This window comes from Kiloniellales bacterium, assembly GCA_030064845.1.
Lineage (GTDB): Bacteria > Pseudomonadota > Alphaproteobacteria > Kiloniellales > JAKSDN01 > JASJEC01.
This window is the reverse complement of the sequence record JASJEC010000008.1, coordinates 1-24,008: the sequence shown is the minus strand read 5'-3', so window position 1 is coordinate 24,008 and position 24,008 is coordinate 1. Positions and strand designations below refer to the sequence as shown.

General features: G+C 67.8%; 22 protein-coding genes. 12 read left to right on the top strand and 10 right to left on the bottom strand.

Annotation, left to right across the window (positions count from 1 at the left end; all coding sequences use genetic code 11):
* Positions 1-54: 54 nt before the first annotated feature.
* Positions 55-1,254: a Na+/H+ antiporter NhaA gene (nhaA, locus tag QNJ67_04650; protein MDJ0608244.1), complete on the top strand. Its 1,200-nt coding sequence runs from the start codon at positions 55-57 to the stop codon at positions 1,252-1,254.
* Positions 1,255-1,472: 218 nt separating this feature from the next.
* On the opposite strand, the gene QNJ67_04645 is transcribed toward nhaA, so the two are convergent.
* The 4 genes from QNJ67_04645 to coaBC form a co-directional block, all read right to left on the bottom strand.
* Positions 1,473-2,102: a hypothetical protein gene (locus QNJ67_04645; GenBank protein MDJ0608243.1), complete on the bottom strand. Its 630-nt coding sequence runs from the start codon at positions 2,100-2,102 to the stop codon at positions 1,473-1,475.
* Between the two features lie 91 nt (positions 2,103-2,193).
* Positions 2,194-2,640: an Rrf2 family transcriptional regulator gene (locus QNJ67_04640; protein ID MDJ0608242.1), complete on the bottom strand. Its 447-nt coding sequence runs from the start codon at positions 2,638-2,640 to the stop codon at positions 2,194-2,196.
* Positions 2,641-2,648: 8 nt separating this feature from the next.
* The gene (gene dut, locus QNJ67_04635) at positions 2,649-3,128 is read right to left on the bottom strand and encodes a dUTP diphosphatase (protein MDJ0608241.1); all 480 of its coding nucleotides are present in this window, start codon (positions 3,126-3,128) and stop codon (positions 2,649-2,651) included.
* A complete protein-coding gene (gene coaBC / locus QNJ67_04630) occupies positions 3,128-4,345 on the bottom strand; it encodes a bifunctional phosphopantothenoylcysteine decarboxylase/phosphopantothenate--cysteine ligase CoaBC (GenBank protein MDJ0608240.1) in 1,218 nt (405 codons plus the stop codon). Before coaBC ends, dut begins: the two co-directional genes overlap by 1 nt.
* A gap of 212 nt (positions 4,346-4,557) precedes the next feature.
* On the opposite strand from coaBC, the gene QNJ67_04625 reads away from it, so the two are divergent.
* Positions 4,558-5,010: a hypothetical protein gene (locus QNJ67_04625; GenBank protein ID MDJ0608239.1), complete on the top strand. Its 453-nt coding sequence runs from the start codon at positions 4,558-4,560 to the stop codon at positions 5,008-5,010.
* A gap of 13 nt (positions 5,011-5,023) precedes the next feature.
* On the opposite strand, the gene ubiB is transcribed toward QNJ67_04625, so the two are convergent.
* Both ubiB and QNJ67_04615 read right to left on the bottom strand, forming a co-directional pair.
* Positions 5,024-6,598 (bottom strand): 2-polyprenylphenol 6-hydroxylase, encoded by a 1,575-nt coding sequence (gene ubiB, locus QNJ67_04620; protein MDJ0608238.1) that lies wholly within the window; start codon positions 6,596-6,598, stop codon positions 5,024-5,026.
* Positions 6,598-7,440: a class I SAM-dependent methyltransferase gene (locus QNJ67_04615; GenBank protein MDJ0608237.1), complete on the bottom strand. Its 843-nt coding sequence runs from the start codon at positions 7,438-7,440 to the stop codon at positions 6,598-6,600. Before QNJ67_04615 ends, ubiB begins: the two co-directional genes overlap by 1 nt.
* 64 nt (positions 7,441-7,504) lie before the next feature.
* Here QNJ67_04615 and mutM point away from each other — a divergent pair, with 64 nt between their 5' ends.
* The 9 genes from mutM to QNJ67_04570 all read left to right on the top strand — a co-directional run bounded on the left by mutM (position 7,505) and on the right by QNJ67_04570 (position 19,233).
* Positions 7,505-8,347, top strand: coding sequence for a bifunctional DNA-formamidopyrimidine glycosylase/DNA-(apurinic or apyrimidinic site) lyase (gene mutM, locus QNJ67_04610; GenBank protein ID MDJ0608236.1), 843 nt, complete (start codon positions 7,505-7,507; stop codon positions 8,345-8,347).
* A gap of 15 nt (positions 8,348-8,362) precedes the next feature.
* Positions 8,363-8,749, top strand: coding sequence for a hypothetical protein (locus tag QNJ67_04605; GenBank protein MDJ0608235.1), 387 nt, complete (start codon positions 8,363-8,365; stop codon positions 8,747-8,749).
* Positions 8,750-8,820: 71 nt separating this feature from the next.
* A complete protein-coding gene (locus QNJ67_04600) occupies positions 8,821-9,597 on the top strand; it encodes an enoyl-CoA hydratase (protein ID MDJ0608234.1) in 777 nt (258 codons plus the stop codon).
* Positions 9,598-9,745: 148 nt separating this feature from the next.
* Positions 9,746-10,009 (top strand): 30S ribosomal protein S20, encoded by a 264-nt coding sequence (gene rpsT, locus QNJ67_04595; GenBank protein MDJ0608233.1) that lies wholly within the window; start codon positions 9,746-9,748, stop codon positions 10,007-10,009.
* A gap of 592 nt (positions 10,010-10,601) precedes the next feature.
* A complete protein-coding gene (gene dnaA / locus QNJ67_04590; protein MDJ0608232.1) occupies positions 10,602-12,035 on the top strand; it encodes a chromosomal replication initiator protein DnaA in 1,434 nt (477 codons plus the stop codon).
* A 300-nt stretch (positions 12,036-12,335) separates the two neighbouring features.
* On the top strand, positions 12,336-13,454 hold the full coding sequence (gene dnaN / locus QNJ67_04585) for a DNA polymerase III subunit beta (protein ID MDJ0608231.1): 1,119 nt from the start codon (positions 12,336-12,338) through the stop codon (positions 13,452-13,454).
* Between the two features lie 17 nt (positions 13,455-13,471).
* Positions 13,472-14,719, top strand: coding sequence for a DNA replication/repair protein RecF (gene recF, locus QNJ67_04580; protein MDJ0608230.1), 1,248 nt, complete (start codon positions 13,472-13,474; stop codon positions 14,717-14,719).
* 5 nt (positions 14,720-14,724) lie between these two features.
* Positions 14,725-17,175: a DNA topoisomerase (ATP-hydrolyzing) subunit B gene (gyrB, locus tag QNJ67_04575; protein ID MDJ0608229.1), complete on the top strand. Its 2,451-nt coding sequence runs from the start codon at positions 14,725-14,727 to the stop codon at positions 17,173-17,175.
* Positions 17,176-17,277: 102 nt separating this feature from the next.
* A complete protein-coding gene (locus QNJ67_04570) occupies positions 17,278-19,233 on the top strand; it encodes a PBP1A family penicillin-binding protein (protein ID MDJ0608228.1) in 1,956 nt (651 codons plus the stop codon).
* Positions 19,234-19,257: 24 nt separating this feature from the next.
* On the opposite strand, the gene QNJ67_04565 is transcribed toward QNJ67_04570, so the two are convergent.
* The gene (locus QNJ67_04565; protein ID MDJ0608227.1) at positions 19,258-20,457 is read right to left on the bottom strand and encodes a multidrug effflux MFS transporter; all 1,200 of its coding nucleotides are present in this window, start codon (positions 20,455-20,457) and stop codon (positions 19,258-19,260) included.
* Between the two features lie 91 nt (positions 20,458-20,548).
* Between QNJ67_04565 and QNJ67_04560 the strand changes: the two genes are divergently transcribed.
* The gene (locus QNJ67_04560) at positions 20,549-20,983 is read left to right on the top strand and encodes a VOC family protein (GenBank protein MDJ0608226.1); all 435 of its coding nucleotides are present in this window, start codon (positions 20,549-20,551) and stop codon (positions 20,981-20,983) included.
* Between the two features lie 16 nt (positions 20,984-20,999).
* On the opposite strand, the gene QNJ67_04555 is transcribed toward QNJ67_04560, so the two are convergent.
* The 3 genes from QNJ67_04555 to QNJ67_04545 all read right to left on the bottom strand — a co-directional run.
* A complete protein-coding gene (locus tag QNJ67_04555; GenBank protein MDJ0608225.1) occupies positions 21,000-22,373 on the bottom strand; it encodes a TRAP transporter large permease in 1,374 nt (457 codons plus the stop codon).
* 3 nt (positions 22,374-22,376) lie between these two features.
* Entirely contained in the window at positions 22,377-23,018 is a 642-nt protein-coding gene (locus QNJ67_04550) for a TRAP transporter small permease (GenBank protein ID MDJ0608224.1), read from the bottom strand.
* Between the two features lie 86 nt (positions 23,019-23,104).
* Positions 23,105-24,008: DctP family TRAP transporter solute-binding subunit (locus QNJ67_04545; protein MDJ0608223.1), on the bottom strand; the 904-nt coding region annotated here is incomplete at its 5' end.

The window sequence follows — 24,008 nt, the reverse complement described above, 5'->3', positions numbered from 1 at the left end:
TTGGTCTGATATCAGGTCCCAAGCGTATCGTTCTTGTTTGATCGGAGGGGGATCATGCCGCTGACGTGGCTTCGGGAATTCTTGAGGCTGGAAGCGACCAGCGGGATCGTCCTGATGTTCGCGGCGGGCGCCGCCCTGATCTTCGCGAACTCGCCCCTCGGGGACTACTACGTCGAGTTTCTCAAGATCCCGGGGGTCATCCAGGTCGGCGACCTGATTATCGCCAAGCCGCTGCTGCTCTGGGTCAACGACCTCTGGATGGCGGTTTTCTTCTTCCTGATCGGCCTCGAGATCAAGCGCGAGTTCATCGAGGGCGAGCTCTCGACCAAACGCGACCTGATCCTGCCGGCGGCCGGCGCCATCGGCGGCATGGCCATACCCTCGCTGATTTTCGTCGCGATCAACTGGCAGGATCCGGTCAACCTGAACGGCTGGGCGATTCCGGCGGCGACCGACATCGCCTTCGCCCTCGGGATCCTCGCCCTGCTCGGCACCCGCGCGCCGACCTCCCTGAAGGTCCTCCTGACGGCGATCGCGATCATCGACGACCTCGGCGCCATCGTCATCATCGCCGTCTTCTACACCGCGAACATGTCCTACACGTCGCTCAGCTTCGCGGCGGTGGCGATCCTCGGTCTCATCGCCTTGAACCTGTTCCGCGTCTCCCACGTGCTGGCCTACCTGATCGTCGGCGCCATCCTCTGGATCTGCGTGCTGAAATCGGGGGTCCACGCCACGCTGGCCGGCGTCGTCACGGCCTTCGCCATTCCGCTCAAGGTCGAGGACGAAGACGGCCATTCGCTGCTCAAGCACCTGGAGCATCTCCTGCACCCCTGGGTCGCCTTCCTGGTCCTGCCGATGTTCGCCTTCGCCAACGCGGGCATCTCCTTCGAGGGGATCAATCTCGGCAGCTTCGTCGAGCCGGTCACGCTCGGCATTTCACTCGGCCTGATCGTTGGCAAGCAGCTGGGCGTCTTCATCCCCATGTGGATCTGCATCAAGGCCGGGTTCGCCCAGATGCCCAAGGAGTCGAACTGGATCCAGCTCTATGCCGTCTCCACGCTCTGCGGCATCGGCTTCACCATGAGCCTCTTCATCGGCGGTCTCGCCTTCGAGCTGACGGACTTCAAGGCGCCCGTGCGCCTGGGCGTGCTGACCGGCTCCATCGTCTGCGCGCTCTTGGGCTATGCCTTGTTCCGTTTCGGCAGCGAAAGGACGGCCGGGGAAAGGCCGGTGCAGTCGCAAGCCTTCTAGGTCTCCTTTAGTCGCATCGCCCGCAGGCGCTGGCTAGAGCAGATCAGGGTTCGACTGAATCGCCAAAGGCGATCCATCAAACCCGGTGAATCTGCTCTAGCAATTTGATGCCGAGCGGATTCACATGTTTTGCCGGAACCGCGAAGCGTTTCCGTCAAAACATGATCCGCTCTAGGCGCGGACAGACCCCAGGAAAGGTCGTTTTCTGGGCCGTGCCCTCAGGTGATGTGACGCATCCTGATCTGATTGGCCCGCTGTTCGACCGCGTGGCCCTCCCGCGAGGTCGGCCGGGGCACGACCTCCGCCACGGAGTCCTCGAGCTTGCGCCGTTCGCCTTTCGGGATTCTGTCCTCGAGACTGTCGAGCTTCTCGGCCACCGACTGCCAGAACCAGTAGCGCTGCTCGATCGACAGCCTGTCCCAGTTCTGGACCTGGGCCCGGGCCATGGTCTTATCCGACACGCCCTCGTAGAAGCTGTCGAGCCAGGAGGCCTCGATGCTGCCGAGGAAGGCGACGTGATGCTGCTTCGGCACGCCTTCCACCCGTTCGCTCTCGCAGAGGACCGCTTTCAGCCGGGTCTCGTAGAGCACCCGGCCGTCTTCCAGCTCGAAGCCGTAGCTGCACTTGTTGCCCGGGACCGGAACCGAAACCGTGTGCCATCCGGGGCTGAGATCCTGTCCGAACAGACGCCGCCGGATCTCGCAATCCTCCTGGGTATAGTGCACGGCGTGCTCGATCCGCGGGCAGTCGCAGATGCTGCAGAGCTTGTGAGAACGCAGGCCCGAATTGAGCTTCGAAAGGCCCAGGTGGGCCTTGCGGATCTCGGATTTCTGCCAGCGGACGAACATTCTGTAGTGTATCACTTTAAGAGGGTTGCGTTCCAGAATAATACACTACCCGAAACATCGTTAAGAGAATGAAACAATTAAGTTAAGGAACCTATATCGTGAAGTCCGGCACGCTGGCGGCGCGGGAAATCCCCTCCCGCCCGGCACGGTCGCAGAGGTCCTGGACGGTCAGGCTGTCCAGCCGTTCCATGGCCTCCTTGAGCGTTTCGTCCAGAGCCGGCCGCACCACCTTGCCGGCGAGTGCGGAGCCGTCGTCGTCGCCGGAATCCGCGTTGTCGAGACGCTGCACCACGCGCACGATCTCGCCGACGCTGATCCGGCGGCGCTCCCGCGTCAGGTTGTAGCCGCCCCGGGGCCCTCGGTGGCCCGAAAGGATGCCGTCGTGAACCAGCTGCTGAAGCACCTGCTCGAGATAGCGGCGGGGAATGCCCTGACGCTCTGAGATCTCGGACGAGCGCACCGGGCCGCTTCCGCCGTGATAGGCGATATCGACGACCGCTTCGATGGCGTGGATCAGCTTCCTGCTCGGCCGGAGCATGCTTCCCCTCAGCCGCCCGGCCGGTCGGTGGCCTTGGCGTCCAGACCGGTCGAGCCGAAGCCGCCGGTCCCGCGTGCGCTGGGCTCGAGACCTTCCGCCCGGCGCCACGCGGCCCGTTCGACCGGCGCCACGACCATCTGGGCGATCCGGCTGCCCCGGGTCACTGTGAAGGGCGCGTTGCCGTGGTTCACCAGGATGACGCCGACCTCACCCCGGTAGTCCGCGTCGATCGTGCCCGGCGCGTTGAGCACCGTCACCCCGTGCTTGAGGGCGAGGCCCGAGCGCGGCCGGACCTGGGCCTCGTAACCGCTGGGCAGGGCGATCGCCAGGCCGGTGGGGACCAACAGGCGCTGGCCCGGCTCGATGACCGCGTCGCGCTCCACCGCGGCGAGCAGATCCATCCCCGCGCTCTCCGCCGTCTCGTAGCGCGGCAGATCGAGATCCCGGCCGTGGGGCAGATAGGTGACGGCAATCTCGACGCTTGTCATCAACGGGCGGACCCCTCGTCGCCGTCGAATGCCGCCGCGATCCGCTGGGCCAGACGTTCCGCCACGTCCTGTTTGCTCATGCGCGGCCAGTCTTCGACCCCGGTACCGTCGATCAGGTGGATCTTGTTCTCCGCCCCGCCGAAAGTGCCGCTGGCCGGCGAGACGTCATTGGCCAGGAGCCAGTCGCATCCCTTGGCCTTCAGCTTGGCCTTGGCATGGTCGACCACATTTTCGGTTTCCGCCGCGAAGCCAACGACGATGCGCGGCCGCAGATTGCCGGCCGCCGAGAGCGTCCGCAGGATGTCCGGGTTGGTCGCGAACTCGAGCTTGGGAGTCTTGGCCCCGTTCTTCTTCAGCTTCTGTCCGGCCGGTGCCTTGACCCGCCAGTCGGAAACCGCGGCGGCGCAGACAGCCACGTCGACGGGCAGCGCGGCTTGGCAGGCCGCGTGCATCTGTTCCGCCGATTCCACCGAGACCACAGCGACGCCCGGCGGATCGGCCAAGGCCGTCGGCCCGGAGACCAGCGTCGTCTCGGCGCCCAGCCGTGTGAGCGCGGCCGCCACTGCGTGCCCCTGCTTGCCCGAGGAGCGGTTGGCGATATAGCGCACGGGGTCGATCGCCTCGTGGGTCGGCCCGCTGGTTACCAGGGCGCGGCGACCGCTGAGCGGCGCGGCGGCCGCAAAATAGGTCTCGATCGCCGCCAAGATCTCCGCGGGCTCGGCCATGCGGCCGAAACCGTACTCGCCGCAGGCCATGTCGCCCTCGTTCGGCCCAACGATCCTGACACCGCGCTCCCTGAGCAGGGCGAGATTGTCCTGGGTCGCCGGGTGTTCCCACATGCGCACGTTCATGGCCGGTGCCGCGAGCACCGCCTTGTCGGTCGCCAGCAGGGCGGTCGAGGCGAGGTCGTCGGCCCTGCCGGTCGCCATCTTGCTCAAGAGGTCGGCGGTCGCCGGCGCCACCACCACGAGGTCGGCCTCGCGCGAGAGGCGGATGTGGCCGAGCTCCGATTCGTCGGTCAGGGAGAAGAGGTCGCCGTAGACCCTGTCCTCGGTCAGCGCCGCCACCGAGAGCGGCGTCACGAACTGCCCCGCCGCCTCGGTCATGACGGCGCGCACGGATGCGCCGCGCTCGCGCAGGCGACGGATCAGGTCCAGACACTTGTAAGCGGCGATCCCGCCCGCAATGACCAGGAGGATCCGTTTACCGTGCAGCATCGAAACGCAACCGAGCAGGGTGGTTCGGACGCGGCACACCTTAGGTCCAAGGCCGAGACCTGGCAAGCGAGCCCCCGAAATGCCGAGGCCGCGCAGGCCGGGCTTAACCAAGGATCCCAACAATTGTTTCACATTTGGCCGTCATCCTGGGGCTCGGCTCGATAAGAAGCCATAAAAATCAGAATGATAGAACAAGAACGGAGGAGCAAGCAGTGACCAGTCTTGCACTTGGAGACAGGAAGGCTGACGCCCAAGCCTTAAGCACCGCGGCAGCGACCGTCACCGTCTTCGTCGGATTTCCGGTCCTCTTCTTCGCCTTCGGCATCCTCGCGCTCGGCGCCTCGGCGATCCTGGCCGCGGCCCTCGGGCCGACCGCCGGCGCCGCCCCAGGGGCGCCGCTCGCCCCGGCGGGCGGCCGGCTGGCGGTCGATCTCGGCGTGGCGGCGGCCAATTTCCTGGTCGCCTGGACCGTCCTCTCGCTCGCCCAACGCCTGTTCCGGGGCGCCCGTCATCGCCTGACGCTGTTCACCTTCGCCGCGGGCTACACCGTCCTGGCGGGCGCGGTCACGTTGACCACCGAGATCAATCTCGGCTGGTCCGTGACCGGCGTCCTGGTCGCCTGCGCCCTGCGCTTCGTTCACATGTCGGCCGTCGAGCTTCGATAGAGCCGCCGGTCCTTCACGCGAAGAGCCACAGGGCGAAGAGCAGGGCGACCGCGGCCCAGAGCGCCAGTTGCCCGGACGGCAGGCGGAGCGCCGGCGGGCTCGGGAGCGCCCCGCCCGTGTCGAGCCGAAGGCTGCCTCTGGCCAGGGTCTCGGTCGCCAGCTGCAGATTGCGCACCGCGCGGGGCAGGTTCTCCAACGAGCTGGTCAGATCCTCCACCGTATCGCGCAGCCGCGCCTCCGGGCCCCGGTTCTCGCGCATCCAGTCCTCGATCAGCGGCTGAGCCAGCGTCCAGATGTTGAGCGAGGGGTCGAGGCGGCGGCTGACGCCCTCGGCCATGACCATGTTCTTCTGCAGCAGGAGCAGCTGGGGCTGCACGGCCATCTGGAACGACTCGGTCAGCTGGAAAAGCTGCGCCAGCAGATGGGCGAAGGAGATTTCATTGAGCGAACGTCCGAAGATCGGCTCGCAGACCGAGCGCAGCGCCCGGGCAAAGGTCGGGAGGTCGGCGTCGGACGGCAGGTAGCCGGCGTCGGCGTGGACTTGGGCGAGGCGCCGATAGTCCCGGGCCAGGGTCGCCAGAAGCATGTCCGCCAGGAAGTAGCGGGTGTTCCGGTCGAGCTGGCCCATGATGCCGAAGTCGACGGCGCCGATGTTGCCGTCGGCGTCGACGAACATGTTTCCCGGGTGCTGGTCGCCGTGGAAGAAGCCGTCCCGGAAGACCTGCTTGAAGAAGATCGCCGCCGCCTTGGAGAGCACGTCGCGCAGGTCATGTCCCGCGGCGAGCAGAGCGCCTCGGTCGTCGAGGCGGATGCCGCTCAGCCGGCCCTGGGTCAGGACCCGCCGGGCGCTCCGCTGCCAGTCGACCGGCGGCACGCGGTAGCTGGGATCGTCAGCGAAGTTCTCGGCCAGCTGCGAAGCGGCGGCGGCCTCCATGCGCAGGTCCATCTCGACCTGGACGGTCGTTTCGAACAAGGCGACCACCTCGACCGGTTTCAAGCGGCGCAGTCGCGGCTGGCTGTTCTCGGCCAGGCGCGCCAGGGCGTAGAACAGCTGCAGGTCACGGGCGAAGGCCCGCTCCACCCCGGGCCGCAGAATCTTGACCGCCACCTCGCGGCCCGGCGTTCCCTCCGCCTCGCGGGTGACCGCGAAGTGCACCTGGGCAATCGACGCCGCCGAGACGGGCGTTTCATCGAACTCCGCGAAGAAGCTCTCCAGCGGGCCGCCCAGTTCGCGCTCGATGGTCGCGCGGGCCTGGGACGCGGGGAACGGCGGCAGGCGGTCCTGCAGCCGGGCGAGATCGGCCGCCATCTCCTCGCCGAGCAGATCGGCCCGGGTCGAGAGGAACTGGCCCAGCTTGACGAAGCTCGGCCCCAGTTCCGTGAGCGCCCGGGCCAGTTTCTCGCCGGGGCGTCCGCTGGAGCGCGACAGCGACAGGCGGCGCGCGAACCAGGCGACTCCCGGGGCGACGCCCGACTCCTCCAGGGGTGCCAGAGCGTCGTGGCGCGCCAGGGTCCGCGCGATGGCGGCCAGACGGAACAGGAGGCGTGGCGCTCCGAAGAGCCCGGAGCCGGCGCTGGGACGGGGCATTAGAGTCGCCAGGCGGTGTGCAGGGCGGCGATGCCGCCTGTCAGATTGCGGTAGCACACCATGTCGAAGCCGGCCTTGGCGATCTTACGGCAGAGCGCTTCCTGCGCGGGGAAGCGGCGAATGCTTTCCACCAGATAGGCATAGGCGTCGCGGTCGCCGGCGACGGCGGCGCCCATGGCCGGCAGGACGCGAAAGGAGTAGAGGTCGTAGAGCTGCGCCAGGACCGGGAGCACCACCTGGCTGAACTCGAGGCAGAGGAACCGGCCGCCGGGTCTGAGCACGCGCCGGGCCTCGGCCAGGGCGAGGTCGATGTCGGTGACGTTCCTGAGCCCGAAGGCGATGGTGTAGGCGGTGACGCTGCGGTCGGGCAGCGGCAGGCTCTGGGCGTCGCCGCACAGCCAGGCGAGCCGGTCGGACAGCCCGCGCTCCGCGGCCCGGTCCCGGCCGGCGGCGAGCATGCCCTCGGTCAGGTCGCACACCAGGATCGGCTCGCGCAGCCCTTCACCGAGCCGCTCGGCCACCCGGAAAGCGATATCTCCGGTGCCGCCTGCGACGTCGAGCAGGCGCAGGTCCGGCCTCGGGTCGAGGCGGTCGACCAGGGCCTCCTTCCAGAGCCGGTGGACCCCGCCGGACATGAGATCGTTCATCAGGTCGTAGCGCCCGGCGACCCGCTCGAACAGGCCGCGCACGCGCGCACCCTTCTCCGCCGCGGCGATCTCGCGGAAGCCGAAGTGGGTGGTCGGGTCCTTCTCGGCCGCCGCCCCGCGGGGCGGCGGTTCCTGCCGGCTTGACTCCGCCGAGCGAAGACCCGATACCGCGCGCCTTGAACCCCTGCCGTTCATGGGCGGAACATAGCGCGGGCTTACCGGTCACGCTACTCTGCCTGCGAGCCTGCGAAGCGAGGCCATGCCCGAGCTGCCAGAAGTCGAAACCGTCGTCCGCGGCCTGCGCCCGCGCCTCGAAGGCCGCAGGCTGCAACGCGTCGAGCAGAATTGCGAGAGCCTGCGCTTCCCGCTGCCGCCGGCCTTCGCGACGCGCCTCTCGGGCCGCCGCGTGCTCTCGATATCGCGGCGCGCCAAGTACATGCTGTTCCACCTGGACCGGGAAGAAGTCCTGCTGTGCCACCTCGGCATGAGCGGCCGCATGGTGCTCAGCCGGGACCCGAAGGCGCCGCCGGCGCCGCACGACCATATCGTTTTCACCACCGACGCCGGGGACGAGATCCGTTTCAACGACGCGCGGCGCTTCGGCATGATGGATCTGGTGGCCGAGAGCGCCCTGCCCGCGCATCGGCTGCTGCGCGATCTCGGCCCCGAGCCGCTCGGTAACCGCTTCAGCGGCCCGGTCCTGGCCCAGTCCCTGCGTGGCAAGCGCACACCGATCAAGGCGGCGCTGCTCGACCAGAAGGTGGTGGCCGGCCTCGGCAACATCTACGCCTGCGAATCGCTCTATTTTGCCGGGCTCTCGCCGCGCCGCCTCGCCTACACGGTTCAGGGGCGCCGTGCCGAGCGCCTGGCCGGCGCGATCCGCGACGTCCTGAACCGTGCTGTCGAGGCCGGCGGCTCGAGCTTGCGGGACTATGTGCAGGCCAGCGGCGAGCTGGGCTATTTCCAGCACCAGTGGGCGGTCTACGACCGCGAGGGGCAAGCCTGTCCCGATTGCGACTGCGCGCCGGCGCCGGACGGCGGCATTCGCCGGCTGGTGCAGTCCAACCGCTCGACTTTCTATTGTCCAAGGCGCCAGCGCTAGGGTAGTTAGGCCCCCATGAAACGACCGACTGCCAGCACGCGTGTCCGCCTGGCGTGCGCCGTCCTCGCCGCGGTCCTGCTCGGCGCCGCGGCGGCGCCGGCGGCGGCTCAGCAGCCTGGCTACGTCACCCAGGTCGAGGATCTCCCATTGATGCCCGGACTGACCGAGGTGGCGGACGCCGGCCTGGTGTTCGATCAGCCGGCCGGGCGGATCGTCGAGGCCTACGCCCAAGGCCAGGTCACGCGCGAAGAGGTGCTCGACTTCTACCGCAGCGCTCTGCCGCCGCTCGGCTGGAAGACTCTCGACACGCTGCGCTTCGGTCGCGAAGGCGAGACCCTGACCCTCGATTTTCTCAACGCGCGCGATCGCCTGATCGTCCGCTTCAGCTTGACGCCCGGATAACTGCCGCCCCCCAACCACCGGCACCGCTCCGGCGGGCGCCGGGCAACCCGAACCCGGAGGAACCTGCCGACATGGCCTATGAGCACATTCTGGTCGAGACCCGCGACAAGGTGGGCTTGATCACCCTGAACCGCCCCAAGGCCCTCAACGCTCTCTGCGCCGCCCTGATCGACGAGCTCGCCAAGGCGCTCGACGATTTCGAAGCCGACGAGACGATCGGGTGCATCGTGCTAACCGGTTCGGAGAAGGCCTTCGCGGCGGGCGCCGACATCAAGGAGATGCGCGACAAGACCTACATGGAGGCCTACCTGGAGGACTTCATTACCGAGGGCTGGGAGCGCCTGTCGCACACCCGCAAGCCGGTCATCGCGGCGGTCGGCGGCTACGCGCTCGGCGGCGGCTGCGAGATCGCCATGATGTGCGACATGATCATCGCGGCCGAGACCGCCAAGTTCGGCCAGCCGGAAATCACCCTCGGCACCATCCCGGGCTCGGGCGGGACCCAGCGCCTGACACGCTTCGTCGGCAAGTCGAAGGCCATGGACCTCTGCCTGACCGGCCGCATGATGGACGCCCAGGAGGCCGAGCGCTGCGGGCTCGTCGCGCGGGTGGTCCCCGCCGAGTCGCTGCTCGACGAGGCCTTGGCGGCGGCCCGGACCATCGCCGGCCTGTCCCGGCCCAGCGTGCTGATGGCCAAGGAAGCGGTCAACCGGGCCTACGAGACGACCCTCGCTGAGGGCATCCGCTTCGAGCGCCGCCTGTTCCACTCGACCTTCGGGACCGAGGATCAGAAAGAGGGCATGAGCGCCTTCGCCGAGAAGCGGAAGCCTGACTGGAAGCACCGCTGATCGGCCGTCGGACCCTGAAACTGGAGCGGGCCGCGATCTGCTCTGGGGGCGGGCTCTGCGTCGCCGAGCTCGCTTGACGGGGCTCGGGGGCGGGTCTATAACGCCGGGCTTTCCGTCACCCGCGTCGTAACAGGACAGATCGAGAACCATGGCCCACCACAAGTCCGCCAAGAAGCGGATCCGGCGCAACGCGCGGCGCGCCGAGATGAATCGTTCGCGCATCGGCCGCATCCGCACCTTCGTGAAAAAGGTGGAGACGGCCATATCCAGCGGCGACAAAGAGAGTGCCGCGGCCGCCTTGAAGGACGCCCAGCCGGAATTGCACCGGGGCGTGACCAAGGGCGTGCTGCACCGGAACACGGCGGGACGCAAGATTTCCCGGTTGAACGCCGCCATCAAGTCGATGAGCTAGACTTGGCCGACGGCCCCCGTGCCGTCGCAGCCACCCGACCAACCCACCGCAGTCGTTTACCCCGAGGTGCGCCAACGCAGCGCCGGCAAACGCTTGGTGTGCCCGCGTTTTGGCGGGTTTCTGCCGTTTGGAAGCGGTCCGAACAGGGGAATTTTTCTCCGTTCTCCTTTCAGACCTGTTGCAAGGGGAAGATGTGACAGGTACATTAACCAAGGAGGCTACCTGGGGCTCTATAAGTAAAAATACGGTCAAAACAAATAGAATTCACCCGAGACGGGGGAAATTCTAAGTAGCCAGGTACGGGCATCAGTAATTGGGGCCATTTGCACGCGATTGCTCTTAAACCCATGGGCTTCTGTCCTTGGGAACGGAGGTGGTTTGTCCGACGAAACGGCTCGGGTCAACGATCTGGGTCGATAGGAGGAGTACTACGGATAGATGGACGATGCCTTGTCGTGCGTAATGACCTCCCCGCGAGGTCACGGTCTCAGGTTTCACGGTTCCGAGGTCCCCGAGGCGCTCGCGCGCGGCCGGTCGGCAGATCGCGTGGGTTGGACGAGAGAACAGGTCTTTTGTTGAGGGGGCTAGACGGATGTCTGTTGGCCAGATTGATTCCACCACCCAGGCACTCTGGACGCGGGTACGCGGACGTCTGCGCGCCGAGGTCGGCGAAGCGGCATACCGGAGTTGGCTGAAGCCTCTGGTCCTGGTCGGCGCGAAGGAGGGCGCGGTCCGGCTGGCCGTGCCGACGCGCTTCATGCGGGACTGGGTCAAGAAGAACTACGCCGAGCAGATCTTCGAGCTCTGGGGCGACGAGGACGGGGTGATCCGCAAGATCGACATCGTCGTTCAATCGCCGGTGCGCCCGCACCCCAAGCCCGGAGTCGAGCGGGCGGGGATTGCGTCCCGGGCCGAGCGGCGCAACGGCGCGCGCGGCCCCGACGCGGTCGAGCCCGGCGATTCAGGGCTCTACGATACGGTCAGCCGCGCCAGCCGGCCCGAGATCAGCGCGCCGCTCGACCCCCGCTTCATCTTCAAGAACTTCGTCGTCGGCAAGCCGAACGAGCTCGCCTACGCCGCCGCACGGCGGGTCGCGGAGGCCAAGACAGTCCCCTTCAATCCGCTGTTCCTCTATGGCGGCGTCGGACTCGGTAAGACCCATCTGATGCACGCCATCGCGCACCACATCAAGCAGCGGGAGCCGAAGCGCCGGATCATCTACCTATCGGCCGAGAAGTTCATGTACCAGTTCGTCCGGGCGCTGCGCACCAAGGACACCATGGCCTTCAAGGACGAGTTCCGCTCGGTCGACGTGCTGATGATCGACGACGTCCAGTTCATCGGCGGCCGCGAGGCCACCCAGGAGGAATTCTTCCACACCTTCAACACACTGGTCGACCACAACCGGCAGGTCGTGATCTCCGCGGACAAGAGCCCGTCCGACCTGGAAGGCGTGGAAGAGCGTATGCGCTCACGGCTCGGCTGGGGCCTCGTGGCCGACATACATCCCACAACCTACGAGCTGCGCCTCGGCATCCTTCAGGCCAAGGCGGAGCAGTTGTCGGCCGACATCCCGGAGAAGGTGTTCGAGTTCCTGGCCCACACGATCACCTCGAACATCCGCGAGCTGGAGGGCGCGCTCAACCGGATCGTCGCCCACGCCACCCTGGTCGGCCGGCCGATTACGCTCGAGGCGACACAGGAGGTCCTGCACGACCTGCTCCGGGCGAACGATCGGCGCGTGACCATCGAGGAGATCCAGAAGCGGGTCGCCGAGCACTTCAACATGCGGGTTTCGGACATGCATTCGGCGCGACGCGCCCGCGCGGTCGCGCGCCCGCGCCAGGTCGCGATGTATCTGGCCAAGCAATTGACCTCGCGCTCGCTGCCCGAGATCGGCCGGAAATTCGGCGGCCGGGACCATACCACGGTGATGCACGCGGTCCGGAAGATCGAGGAGTTGAAGTCCACCGACAACGGCTTCGCCGAGGATGTCGAGCTGCTGCGGCGGATGCTCGAAGGCTAGAGCAGATCTGCCATCCTCTAAACATCTGAATTCGCTCTAAACTTTTGATGGATAGCGGGTTCGCGCGCGGGGAAACGGAGGGTTTGCCGGGCCGTCGGCGGCGCCCGGTTAAGCGGCAATAAAGCTTACCATTCCGGACACCTGTGCTATAGTGTTCAACCGTTCCGGAAAGCCTGGATTCGGCTCTCTTCATTTCGGCATAGGGGCGGTGATCGCTGGGCCGTTATCGGCGGCCGATCGAGTGTTGGAAGCGGATCCCCTGACGCTATGCAGAGTTCAAGACACGATACCTAGGACACCATGAAGCTGACGATCGAACGCGCGGCGCTCCTGCGGGCGCTCGCCCACGTGCAAAGCGTGGTCGAACGGCGCAACACCATCCCCATCCTGTCCAACGTCCTGTTGGAAGCCGCTGGCGACCGCCTGACCCTCTGCGCCACGGATATGGACCTGACGGTGGTCGAGCAGGTCGATGCCGACATCGCCGACGCGGGCGCGACGACAGCCCCGGCCCACACGCTCTACGACATCGTCCGCAAGCTGCCCGACGGGTCGCAGATCGGCCTGGAGACCAGCGGCGAAGCGGGACAGATGACCCTGAACGCGGGCCGCTCCACCTTCCGGCTGTCGACCCTGCCACGCGAGGACTTCCCCAGCACCGGCGCGGAGAGCCTGCCCCAGAGCTTCGCCCTGGACTCGGCCGAGCTGCGCAACCTGATCGATCGGACCCGCTTCGCGATCTCGACCGAGGAAACCCGCTACTACCTGAACGGCATTTACCTGCACTGCACCGCGTCGAACGATCTTCCCGTGCTGCGCGCGGTCGCGACCGACGGGCACCGCCTGGCACGCTTCGAGATGCCCCGGCCCGAGGGCGCCGAGGACATGCCCGGAGTCATCGTGCCGCGCAAGACGGTGGCCGAGCTGCGCAAGCTGATCGACGAGAGCGAGCAGACGATCGCCGTCAGCCTGTCGGAAACCAAGGTGCGCTTCGCCTTCGATTCGACGGAGCTGACCTCCAAGCTGATCGACGGCACCTTCCCCGACTACGAGCGGGTCATCCCGGCCAACAACGACAAGGTGATGGGCGTCGACCGCAAGGCCTTCTCCGCCGCCGTCGACCGGGTCTCGACGATCTCGACCGAGAAGAGCCGGGCGGTGAAGCTCTCGATGGCCGACGGCAGCCTGAGCCTCTCCGCGACCAGCCCCGATGCGGGCAGCGCGACCGAGGAGGTGGAGATCACCTACGGCGGCGAGCCCTTGGAGATCGGCTTCAACTCGAACTACCTGCTCGACATCGCCCGGCAGATCGAAGGCGAGAATGCCGAGTTCTCCCTGAAGGACGCCGCCTCGCCGACCATCGTTCGCGACATCGCAGATGCCAGCGCGCTCTATGTCCTCATGCCCATGCGGGTCTGAGGGAGCGCGCCGGTAACGTGAGCGTGGCGGAAACCACATCGCTCGACCGCGAGCGGCCGGAGCCTGCGGCGGAACGGCTGCCGGGGCGTGCGGCGCCGAGCTGGATCCGCCAAGTCACGCTGACCGACTTTCGCTGCTACGGCCGCGCCGCGCTGAGCGCGGACGGTCGCCCGGTGGTGCTCTGCGGACCCAACGGCGCCGGCAAGACCAACTTCCTCGAGGCGCTCTCCTTTCTGGCTCCCGGAAGGGGCCTGCGCGCGGCCAAGCTGCCGGAAGTGGCGCGCATGGCGCCGGGCGAGCGCGAAAGCGCACGCCCCTGGGCCGTGGCGGCCGTGCTGGAGACCCCGGAGGGACCGCGCCGCCTCGGCACGGGGCGGGATCCGGCGCAGGAATCGGCCAAGCGCGAACGGCGCGTGGTCAAAGTCGACGGCGTCGCCGTGAAGGGCCAGCAGGCGCTCGGCGAGACCGCCGCTATGGTCTGGCTGACGCCGCAGATGGACGGCCTGTTCCGCGACGGCGCCTCGGCTCGCCGGCGCTTTCTCGACCGCCTGGTCTATGGCTTCGACGCCGCCCACGCCGGTCGCGTCGCGGCCTACGAGCAGGTCCTCAGGGAACGCGGCCGCCTGCTCAAGAGCGGCGCCGGCGACCACGACTGGCTGAGCGCCCTGGAAGAGTCGGCCGCCGGCCACGGCGTCGCCATCGCCGCCGCCCGGCGCCAGTTCGTCGCCAGGCTGGCCGCCGCCTGCGCGGCCGGCGTCGGCCCCTTCCCACGGGCGCGCCTGGGGCTGATCGGCGAGATCGAGTCCTGGCTCGGCGAGGGCGCGGCCCTGGAGACGGAGGAGCGCTTCCGGCAACAGCTCGCCGCCAACCGCCGGTCCGACGCGGAGAGCGGCACGACCGCCTGCGGCCCGCACCGCAGCGACCTCGCGGTCGAGGACATGGAGCGCGGCGTGGCGGCGGCGCTCTCCTCGACCGGCGAGCAGAAGGCGCTGCTGATCTCGATCGTCCTGGCCCACGCGCGCCTACTTGCCGCCGAGCGCGCGACCACGCCCATCCTGCTGCTCGACGAGGTCGTCGCGCACCTGGACGAGCGCCGCAGAGGGGCGCTGTTCGACGAGCTCCTGGCGCTCGGCTGCCAGGCTTGGCTGACCGGCACCGACCGGGCGTTGTTCGAAGCGCTCGGGCCAGCGGCCCAGTTTTACGAGGTGCGCGCCGCCCAGATCGCGGCCCTCGACGATACCCGTTCCGTTTCTCAAAGCCTGTAGTGATCATGACCCAGCAAACAGAGCCCCAAGCACCCAAGGACAAGGAGCACGACGACGCCTACGGCGCCGAGTCGATCAAGGTCCTCAGGGGATTGGAAGCGGTGCGCCGCCGGCCCGGCATGTACATCGGCGACACCGACGACGGCTCCGGCCTGCACCACATGGTCTACGAAGTGGTCGACAACTCGATCGACGAATCGCTGGCCGGCCACTGCGACCGAATCGAGGTGACGCTGAACGGCGACGGCTCGGTCACCGTGCTCGACAACGGCCGGGGCATCCCCGTCGACGTCATGGAAGAGGAAGGCGTTTCCGCCGCCCAGGTCATCATGACCCAGCTGCACGCGGGCGGGAAGTTCGACCAGAACTCCTACAAGGTCTCCGGCGGGTTGCACGGCGTCGGCGTGTCGGTGGTCAACGCGCTTTCCGAGAGCCTGACGCTGCGCATCTGGCGCGACGGTCAGGAACACAGCATGACCTTCTCGAACGGCGAGGCGGAGGCGCCGCTCGCCGTGGTCGGCGACTGCGAAGACGTCACCGGCACGGAGATCACCTTCCTGCCGTCGCCCAAGACCTTCTCGAACATCGAGTACGACTTCTCGACCCTGGAGCACCGCCTGCGCGAGCTCGCCTTCCTCAACTCCGGGGTCCAGCTCACCCTGATCGACGCCCGGCACGCCGAGCCGAAGGTGGTCGAGATGCACTACGAGGGCGGCCTGGAAGCCTTCGTGAAGTACCTCGACCGGACCAAGACGGCGCTGATCTCGCCGCCGATCCTGGTCAAGACCGAGCACGAGGGGATCGGCGTGGAGGCCGCCCTGCAGTGGACCGACAGCTATCACGAGTCGGTGCTCTGCTTCACCAACAACATCCCGCAGCGCGACGGCGGCACCCACCTGGCCGGCTTCCGCAGCGCCCTGACCCGCCAGATCAACAGCTACGCGACGGCCCAGGGCCTGATGAAGAAGGAGAAGGTCACCCTGACGGGCGACGACGCCCGCGAAGGCCTGACCTGCGTCCTCTCGGTCAAGGTGCCCGATCCCAAGTTCTCCAGCCAGACCAAGGACAAGCTCGTGTCGTCGGAGGTCCGGCCGGTGGTCGAGAGCGTGATCGCCGAGCGCCTCGATCAGTACTTCGAGGAGCACCCCGCCCAGACCAAGCGCATCGTCGCCAAGGTGGTCGAGGCGGCGGCGGCGCGCGAGGCAGCGCGCAAGGCGCGCGAGCTGACCCGGCGCAAGAGCGCGCTCGACGTCTCTTCGCTGCCCGGCAAGCTGGCCGACTGCCAGGAGCGGGATCCCGCGCGATCGGAACTCTTCCTGGTCGAGGGCGATTCGGCGGGCGGCTCGGCCAAGCAGGGGCGCGACCGCCGGTTCCAGGCCATCCTGCCGCTGAGAGGCAAGATCCTCAACGTGGAGCGCGCCCGCTTCGACAAGATGCTCTCCTCGGCCGAGATCGGCACCCTGATCACCGCGCTGGGCACCGGGATCGGCGCCGACGAGTTCAACCTCCAGAAGCTGCGCTACCACAAGGTCATCATCATGACCGACGCCGACGTCGACGGCAGCCATATCCGCACGCTCCTGCTGACCTTCTTCTTCCGCCACATGCCCCAGATCATCGAGCAGGGGCACCTCTACATCGCGCAACCGCCGCTCTATCACGCCAAGAAGGGCGATTCCCGGCGCTATCTCAAGGACGACCGCGAGCGCGAGGCCTTCCTGATCGAGAACGGCACCAAGGACGCGGTGCTCGAGTGCAGGACCGACGCCCAGGTCGCGGGAGCGGAGCTTCTCGAACTGGTCCAGCAGGGCCTGCGCGCCAAGCACTTGATCGACCCCCTGGTCCGGCGCGTGCGCAGCCGGGACGTCGCGGTCCAGGCCGCCATCGCCGGCGCGCTCAATCCCGATCTGCTGACCGACGAGGCCCAGGCGGCGGAGGCGGCAAACCAGATCGCCCGGCGGCTCGACGACCTGGCGCCGGAGGCCGAGCGCGGCTGGCAGGGCGCCGTGGACGCCGACCGCGGACTCAGCTTCACGCGCAGCCTGCGCGGCGTGACCGAGCACTACCTGATCGACCGCGCCCTGATCCGCTCTTCGGAGGCGCGCGCCCTGAACGACATGGCGGCCGACCTGTGGCGGGACTACGAGCACCACGCCACGCTGCGCCAGAAGGATCAGGAATACCGGGTGACCGGCCCGCTCGATTTGATCGAGGCGATCTTCGAGCTGGGCGCCAAGGGCCAGGTGATCAGCCGTTACAAGGGACTGGGCGAGATGAACCCGGAGCAGCTCTGGGAGACCACCCTGGATCCCGAGGTGCGCACCCTGCTGAAGGTCGAGATCAAGCACGCCGACGACGCCGAGGACATCTTCTCGACCCTGATGGGCGACGTGGTCGAGCCGAGGCGCGAGTTCATCCAGACCCACGCCCTGGAAGTCGCCAACCTGGATATCTAGCGCGGTCCCCGCGGAGCAGCGGATCCGTCCGCGCTTGGCGGGGCGCGCGCCGCCCAAGGTTGATTGTGGCCATTCGACCCGAGAGCGCTTAGATAGACAGAGATGCCGCGCCGGAAGAAAAGCGGGAAGATTCGCTGGACCTCGGTCGAGCCAAAGCCCAAGCGTTCGCTGCTGGGCCGCGTTCTGGCGTGGTGCGTGATCATCCTGATCTGGGGGACGCTCGGGGTCGCGTCGGTCGTCGGCTGGTACGCCTACAACCTGCCGGACGTTACCATGATCGGTTCCGGCCGCCAGCCCAACATCACGATCCTGGCTTTGGACGGCACGCAGCTCGCGGCGGTCGGTGACATCCACGGCGAGACCGTCGTCCTCCGCGAAGTCTCGCCCAATCTGACCAAGGCCCTGATCGCGATCGAAGACCGCCGATTCTACGAGCACAGCGGCATCGACCCCCGCGGCCTCGCCCGCGCCATGCTGGCGAACCTGAAGGCCGGGCGCATCGTCCAGGGCGGCTCGACGATCACCCAGCAGCTGGCCAAGAACCTGTTCCTGACCCCGGAACGCACGATCCGGCGCAAAGTGCAGGAGGTTCTGCTCGCGCTCTGGATGGAACGGCACTTTACCAAGGACGAGATCCTCACGCTCTATCTCAACCGGGTCTACTTCGGCGGCGGCAACTACGGCGTCGACGCCGCCGCCCGGCGCTATTTCGACAAGGCCCCCGCCGACTTGACGGTCTACGAGGCGGCGCTGCTCGCCGGGCTGCTCAAGGCCCCGTCGCGATACAACCCGGCGACCAACGCGGCCGGCGCCGACCAGCGCACGGCCCTGGTGCTGTCATCCATGGTCCAGGCCGGCTTCCTGACCGCCGCGGAATCCGAGGCCGCGCTCGAGAACAAGACCGCGGCGCGCGGCGTTGCCCGCGGCCAGGCCCGGTACTTCACCGACTGGGTGCTGTCCCAGGTGCAGGACTACGTCGGGCCGACCGGGCGGGACCTTGTGATCCTGACCACGCTGAACGCCGAGCTTCAGGCCGTGGCCGAAGCGGAAACCGCGGGCCTTCTCGACGGACCGGGCAAGGAACTCGACGCCAGCCAGGCCGCCTTCGTCGCCCTGGACACCAGCGGCGCGGTGCGCGCCATGGTCGGCGGCCGCGACTACCGCAGCAGCCAGTTCAACCGCTCCGTCCAGGCCCTGCGCCAGCCCGGCTCGGCCTTCAAGCCCTTCATCTACCTTTCTGCGTTCGAGAGCGGCCGGACGCCCGATGACCGCTTCGTCGACGAACCGGTCACCTTGGACGGCTGGACGCCGCGCAACTACGACGACAAGTACCTGGGCGAGGTGACCCTCCGCGAGGCCTTCGCCCGCTCGCTCAACTCGGTCGCGGTCCGCGTGGCGCTGGAGTCCAGCCCGGAAGCGGTCGCCGCCATGGCGCGCCGCCTCGGCATCACCTCGCCAATCTCGGCCACGCCCAGCATCGCGCTTGGCACCTCGGAGGTCAGCCTGCTGGAGCTGACCGGCGCCTACGCCGCCTTCGCCAACGGCGGCGTCGGCGTCTGGCCCTACGGCATCGCGGAGATCCGGGACAGCAGCGGCCGCACGCTCTACCGCCGGTCGGGCGACGGCCCGGGCCAGTTGATTGCCGGGGAGGACGTCGACCAGATGACCGACGTCATGACCGCCACGGTCGAATGGGGCACCGGCAAGGCCGCCAACCCCGGCCGGCCCGCAGCCGGCAAGACCGGCACCAGCCAGGACTTCCGCGACGCCTGGTTCATCGGCTACACCGCCGATCTGGTCGGCGGCGCCTGGTTCGGCAACGACGACGGGACGCCCATGCGCCGCGTCACGGGGGGCGGGCTGCCGGCCAGGCTCTGGGCGCGGGTCATGACCCGCGGGCTGGCCGGCGTACCGTCCAAGCCGCTGCCGCGGGCTGGTGAAGGCGGCGGCGAAGGCCTGATCTCGCGCATTCTGCGCCGGCTGGGCGGCGACGGAACGGCATCCGATACCGCTGCCAACACTCGCTTCGGGCGCGAGGAAGGCGGCCCGCAACGCTGACCATCGGGTTCCGGCCCGGGTCGCTCAGGTGGACTCGCCGGCCGGCTTGCGGGCGAGCGTGAGCAGGCGGGCGGCCAGGGCGCCGAGGCTGACGATGGCGATCGCGGTCATCATGACCCGGGGCGTGCCGTCGTGCAGCCCGCCGACGGCGATCCCGACCAGGGCGGCGAAACCCATCTGAACGAAGCCGAGGAAAGCCGAGGCGGTGCCCGCCATCTCCTGGAACGGGCCGATGGCGCCGGCCAGCGCGTTGGGCAGCATCAGGCCGGCGGCAATCAGCACCGTGAAGACCGGCAGCAGTACCGCGGCCAAGTTGTAGACACCGGCCCAGGCGAGGGCGCCGCCGGCGCCGCCGCCGAGCAGGCCGACCAGGGCGCCGGCGGCGACCAGGCGCTCGAGCCCGAGTTTCATGGTCAAGCGTCCCGAGACGAAGGTGCCCAGCATGTAGCCGACCACCACGAAGGCGAAGCAGAGGCCGTAGCGGTCCGGGCTGAGGCCGAAGCCGTCGATCAGCACGAAGGCCGAGCCTGAGATGAAGGCGAAGATCGCGGCGTAGGTGCAGGCCGCGACCAGGACGTAGCCGAGGAACACCCGGTCGCGCGCCAGCCTCAGGTAGTTACGGGCCATGGGGCCCGGCCGGGTGGCGGTCGGATTGGGCCAGAGATTGGTTTCCGGCAGCACCAGGAGCAGAGCGCCGAGGGAGACCGCGCCGAAGGCGGTGAGCGCCAAGAAGTTGGCGCGCCAGCCGAAGGCAACCTCGATATAGCCGCCCAGGATCGGGCCGATCGCCGGCGCCAGCGCCATGGCCATGCCCATGTAGGAGAGCGCCCGCGCGGCGCCGGCCCGCCCGTGGATGTCGCGCACCACGGCCCGGCCCAGAACCACGCCGGCGCAGGCGCCGACCGCCTGACAGAACCGGGCGGCGATCAGAAAATCGATGCCCGGCGCCAGCGCGGCGGCGAGGCTCGCCGCGACGTAGAGGCTCAGCCCGAAGATCAGCACCGGCCGCCGGCCGAAGCGGTCGGACAGCGGTCCGTAGAAGATCTGGCTGACGGCGAAGCCTGCCAGAAAGACAGACAGGGTCAGCTGGACCTCGGCCGTGTCGCTGTCGAAGGCCTCGACGATCGCCGGCAGCGAAGGCAGGTAGAGGTCCGTCGAGATCGCGCCGAAGGCGACCAGCGCGGTGAGCAGAACGGTGACGGCCAGGCTTTCCGGGCGAAACATGGACCCCTCGAAATCGAAGCAAGTGGCCCTTTTCCAGCGGCCCCCCGATCCGGTTATAGTCGGGGGCCAGCACGCGGCCAAGGGAGGTGGCATGAAGCGGAGGACCGGCGAACCCTTTATGGCGGCGGACGCCTACGGCCGCTCGCTCAGCGGCTTCGGCGTCAACCTCCTGGTGCGTGACATAGCCCGGGCCGTGGCCTTCCAGACCGAGGTGCTGGGGGTCGAGCTGGTCTACGCCGATCCGGATTTCGCCGTGCTGCGCCACGGCGGGCACGAATGGATGCTGCACGCCGACCACACTTACGGCGGCCACCCGCTGCTGTCCCTGACCGGGGACGGGGCGATCCGCGGCGCCGGGGCCGAGCTCAGGCTCTACGGAATCGACCCCGACGAGGCCGAGGCGCGGGCCGAGGCGCGCGGCGACACGGTCCTGGCCGCAAGCGCCGACAAACCTCACGGCCTGCGCGAATGCTACCTCGCCGATCCCGACGGCTACATCTGGGTTCCCGGTACCGCGCTCGGCTGAGGCGGCCGGCGGTCCCCTACTTGGTAATGATCTCCGGCCCCATCAGGCTGATCGGCAGCCAGGTCGAGATCCATGGCACGTAGGTCACCAGGATCAGGAAGACGAACATGATGCCGAGCCAGGGCAGCGCCGCCTTGACCACGTTCATCACCGACATCTTGGAGACCCCGGCGGTGACGAAGAGGTTCAGGCCGACCGGCGGCGTGATCATGCCGATCTCCATGTTGACCACCATGATGATGCCCAGGTGGATCGGGTCGATCCCCAGCTCGACGGCGATCGGAAACACCAGCGGCGCGACGATGACCAGGAGACCCGAGGGCTCCATGAACTGGCCGCCGATGAGAAGGATCACGTTGACCACGACGAGGAAGAGGATCGGTCCCAGGCCGGCGGCGAGCATCGCCTCGGTGATCGCCTGAGGAATGCGCTCCTCGGTCAGCACGTGCTTCAGAATGAGCGCGTTTGCGATGATGAAGAGCAGCATCACGGTCAGCCGGCCGGCTTCCAGCAGGGTCTTCTGGGTATCCGGATGGGTCCAGACGGTCAGCAGGCTGGTCGGCTTCTTCAGCAGCGGGATCGGATCGCCGCCCTCGACGTAAAGGGGGCCCATGTCGCGATAGACGAAGTTGGCGATGAAGAAGGCATAGACCGCGGCGACCGCCGCCGCCTCTGTCGGCGTGAAGATGCCACCGTAGATGCCGCCCAGGATGATGATGATCAGCAGCAGGCCCCAGACGGCGTCCCGCGCCGAGGCCAGGATCTCGCCCCAGCCGGCCCAGTCCTGGGCCGGCAGGTTCTTGATCTTGGCCGCTACGTAGATCCCGATCATCAGCATCAGGCCGGCGACCAGCCCGGGGATGACGCCGGCGAGGAACATGCGGCCGACCGAGACGTCGGTCGCCGCCGCGTAGACCACCATGACGATGGAGGGCGGAATCAGGATGCCGAGGGTCCCGGCGTTGCAGATCACGCCCGAGGCGAATTCCTTGGTGTAACCGACCTGCACCATGCCGGCGATGACGATAGTGCCGATCGCCACAACCGTCGCCGGCGAGGAGCCGGAGAGCGCCGCGAACATCATGCAGGCGAAGACCGACGCGATGGCGAGCCCGCCCTGGAAATGGCCGACCACGGCGATCGCGAAGCGGATGATCCGCCGGGCCACCCCGCCGGTCGACATGAAGGTCGAGGCCAGGATGAAGAAGGGGATCGCCAGCAGGGTGTAGTGCCCCTCGAAGGCGGAGAACAGGGTCTGCGCGATCGAGGCGAGCGAGCCGTCGGAGTGCAGAAGCAGGAAGACCACGCTGGAGAGACCGAGCGAGACGGCGATCGGCACGCCGATCAGCATCAGGCCGATGACCAGCGCGAAGAGCAGGACGATCGCCATGGCTCAGTCCTTCCGGTCCGGCCGGTGCGACAGGTCGTCGGTGACCTCGTCGATCAAGGCGGCCTCGGCCTCGTGGCCCGCGATCAACAGCTCGCGCTTGCCGGTCAGGATGTCCCAGCCGGCCTGGACGAAGCGCCAGGTCAGCAGCGCCATGGACAGCGGCAGCACGAAGTAGGGAATGAAGCGCGGCAGCTTCTCGTAGCGTTCCCCCTCGTTCAGCCAGTCCGCGAGGAACTGGAGGAACTCGGGCATGGGGACGTCGTCGGTCTCGAGGAAGGCGCGCTTGGTCGCGAAGGGATACCAGTAGTCCCAGGCGCCCTTAAGCATGAGCAGGGCGAAGAGTATGCAGGCCGCCGCCGCGATCAGCGAGATCATCCGCTGGGTTCCCTTAGGCAGGGCGCGGATCATCACGTCGACGCCGATGTGGATCGAGTGCTTGACCGCGTAGGACGCCCCCAGCAGCACCAGCCAGGCGAAGAGGAAGACCGTCACCTCCAGCGCCCAGAGGATGTTGGTGTTGAAGATGTAGCGCGCGACGACGTTGGCGAAGGTCAGCAGGGTCATTACGCCGAGCAGCACCGTGATCACGGTCTCCTCGACCCGGTCGACAGCGCGACCGAACGCGCTCTGCGCTTGCCTGGACATGAGGCTCCCCCCTCCCCGAGACGACTTGGATTGCGGCGCGCGGGGCCGCGCGGAAAACTCCGCGCGGCCCGACGCTCGCGGCCGGCTTAGCTGCCGGTGTTGGCCGCCTGGGCGGCTTCGATCAGGTCGGCGCCGATGTCCTTCTCGAACTTGGCCCAGACGGGCTTCAGGGCATCGACCCAGGCCTGGCGCTGTTCCTTGGTCAGGGTGCGGACCTCGGTGCCGGCATCGATGATCTTTTGCTTGTTGGCCTCGTTGACCGCGGTCGACTCGGCGTTACGAGTCTCGGTGACCTCCTTGAGGATGCGCGCCAGGTCCTCGCGGACGCCCTCGTCAAGGTCTTCCCACCACTCGGTCGAGGTGACCACCAGGTAGTCGATGATGCCGTGGTTGGTCTCGGTGATGCCGTCCTGCACCTCGAAGAACTTCTTGCCGTAGATGTTCGACCAGGTGTTCTCCTGGCCGTCGATCACCTTGGTCTGCAGCCCGCCGTAGACCTCCTTGAAGGACATCTTCTGCGGGTTGGCGCCGAGCTGCTCGAACTGCGCGACCAGCACGTCGGAGGCCTGCACGCGGAACTTCAGGCCCTTGGCGTCCTCGGGCTTTATCAGCGGCCGGCTGGCCGACATCTGCTTCATGCCGTTGTGCCAGAAAGCCAGACCCTGGAGGCCCTTGCGCCGCATGGACCCCTTCAGCTTCTGGCCGGCCTCGGAGTTCTGGAAGCGGTCGACCGCGGCCACGTCCTCGAAAACGAAGGGCAGGTCGAAGATCCGGAACTTCTTGGTGAACTTCTCGAACTTGGAGAGCGAGGGCGCGGCCATCTGGACGTCGCCGTTCAGCATGGCCTCCAGCACCTTCTTGTCGTCGTAGAGGCTGGAGTTCGGGAAGACCTGCATGCAGGCCCGGCCGTTCATCTCCTCGTTGACCCGCTTCTCGAGCAGCGAGGCGGCGATGCCCTTGGGGTGCTTGTCGGTGTTGGTGACGTGGCTG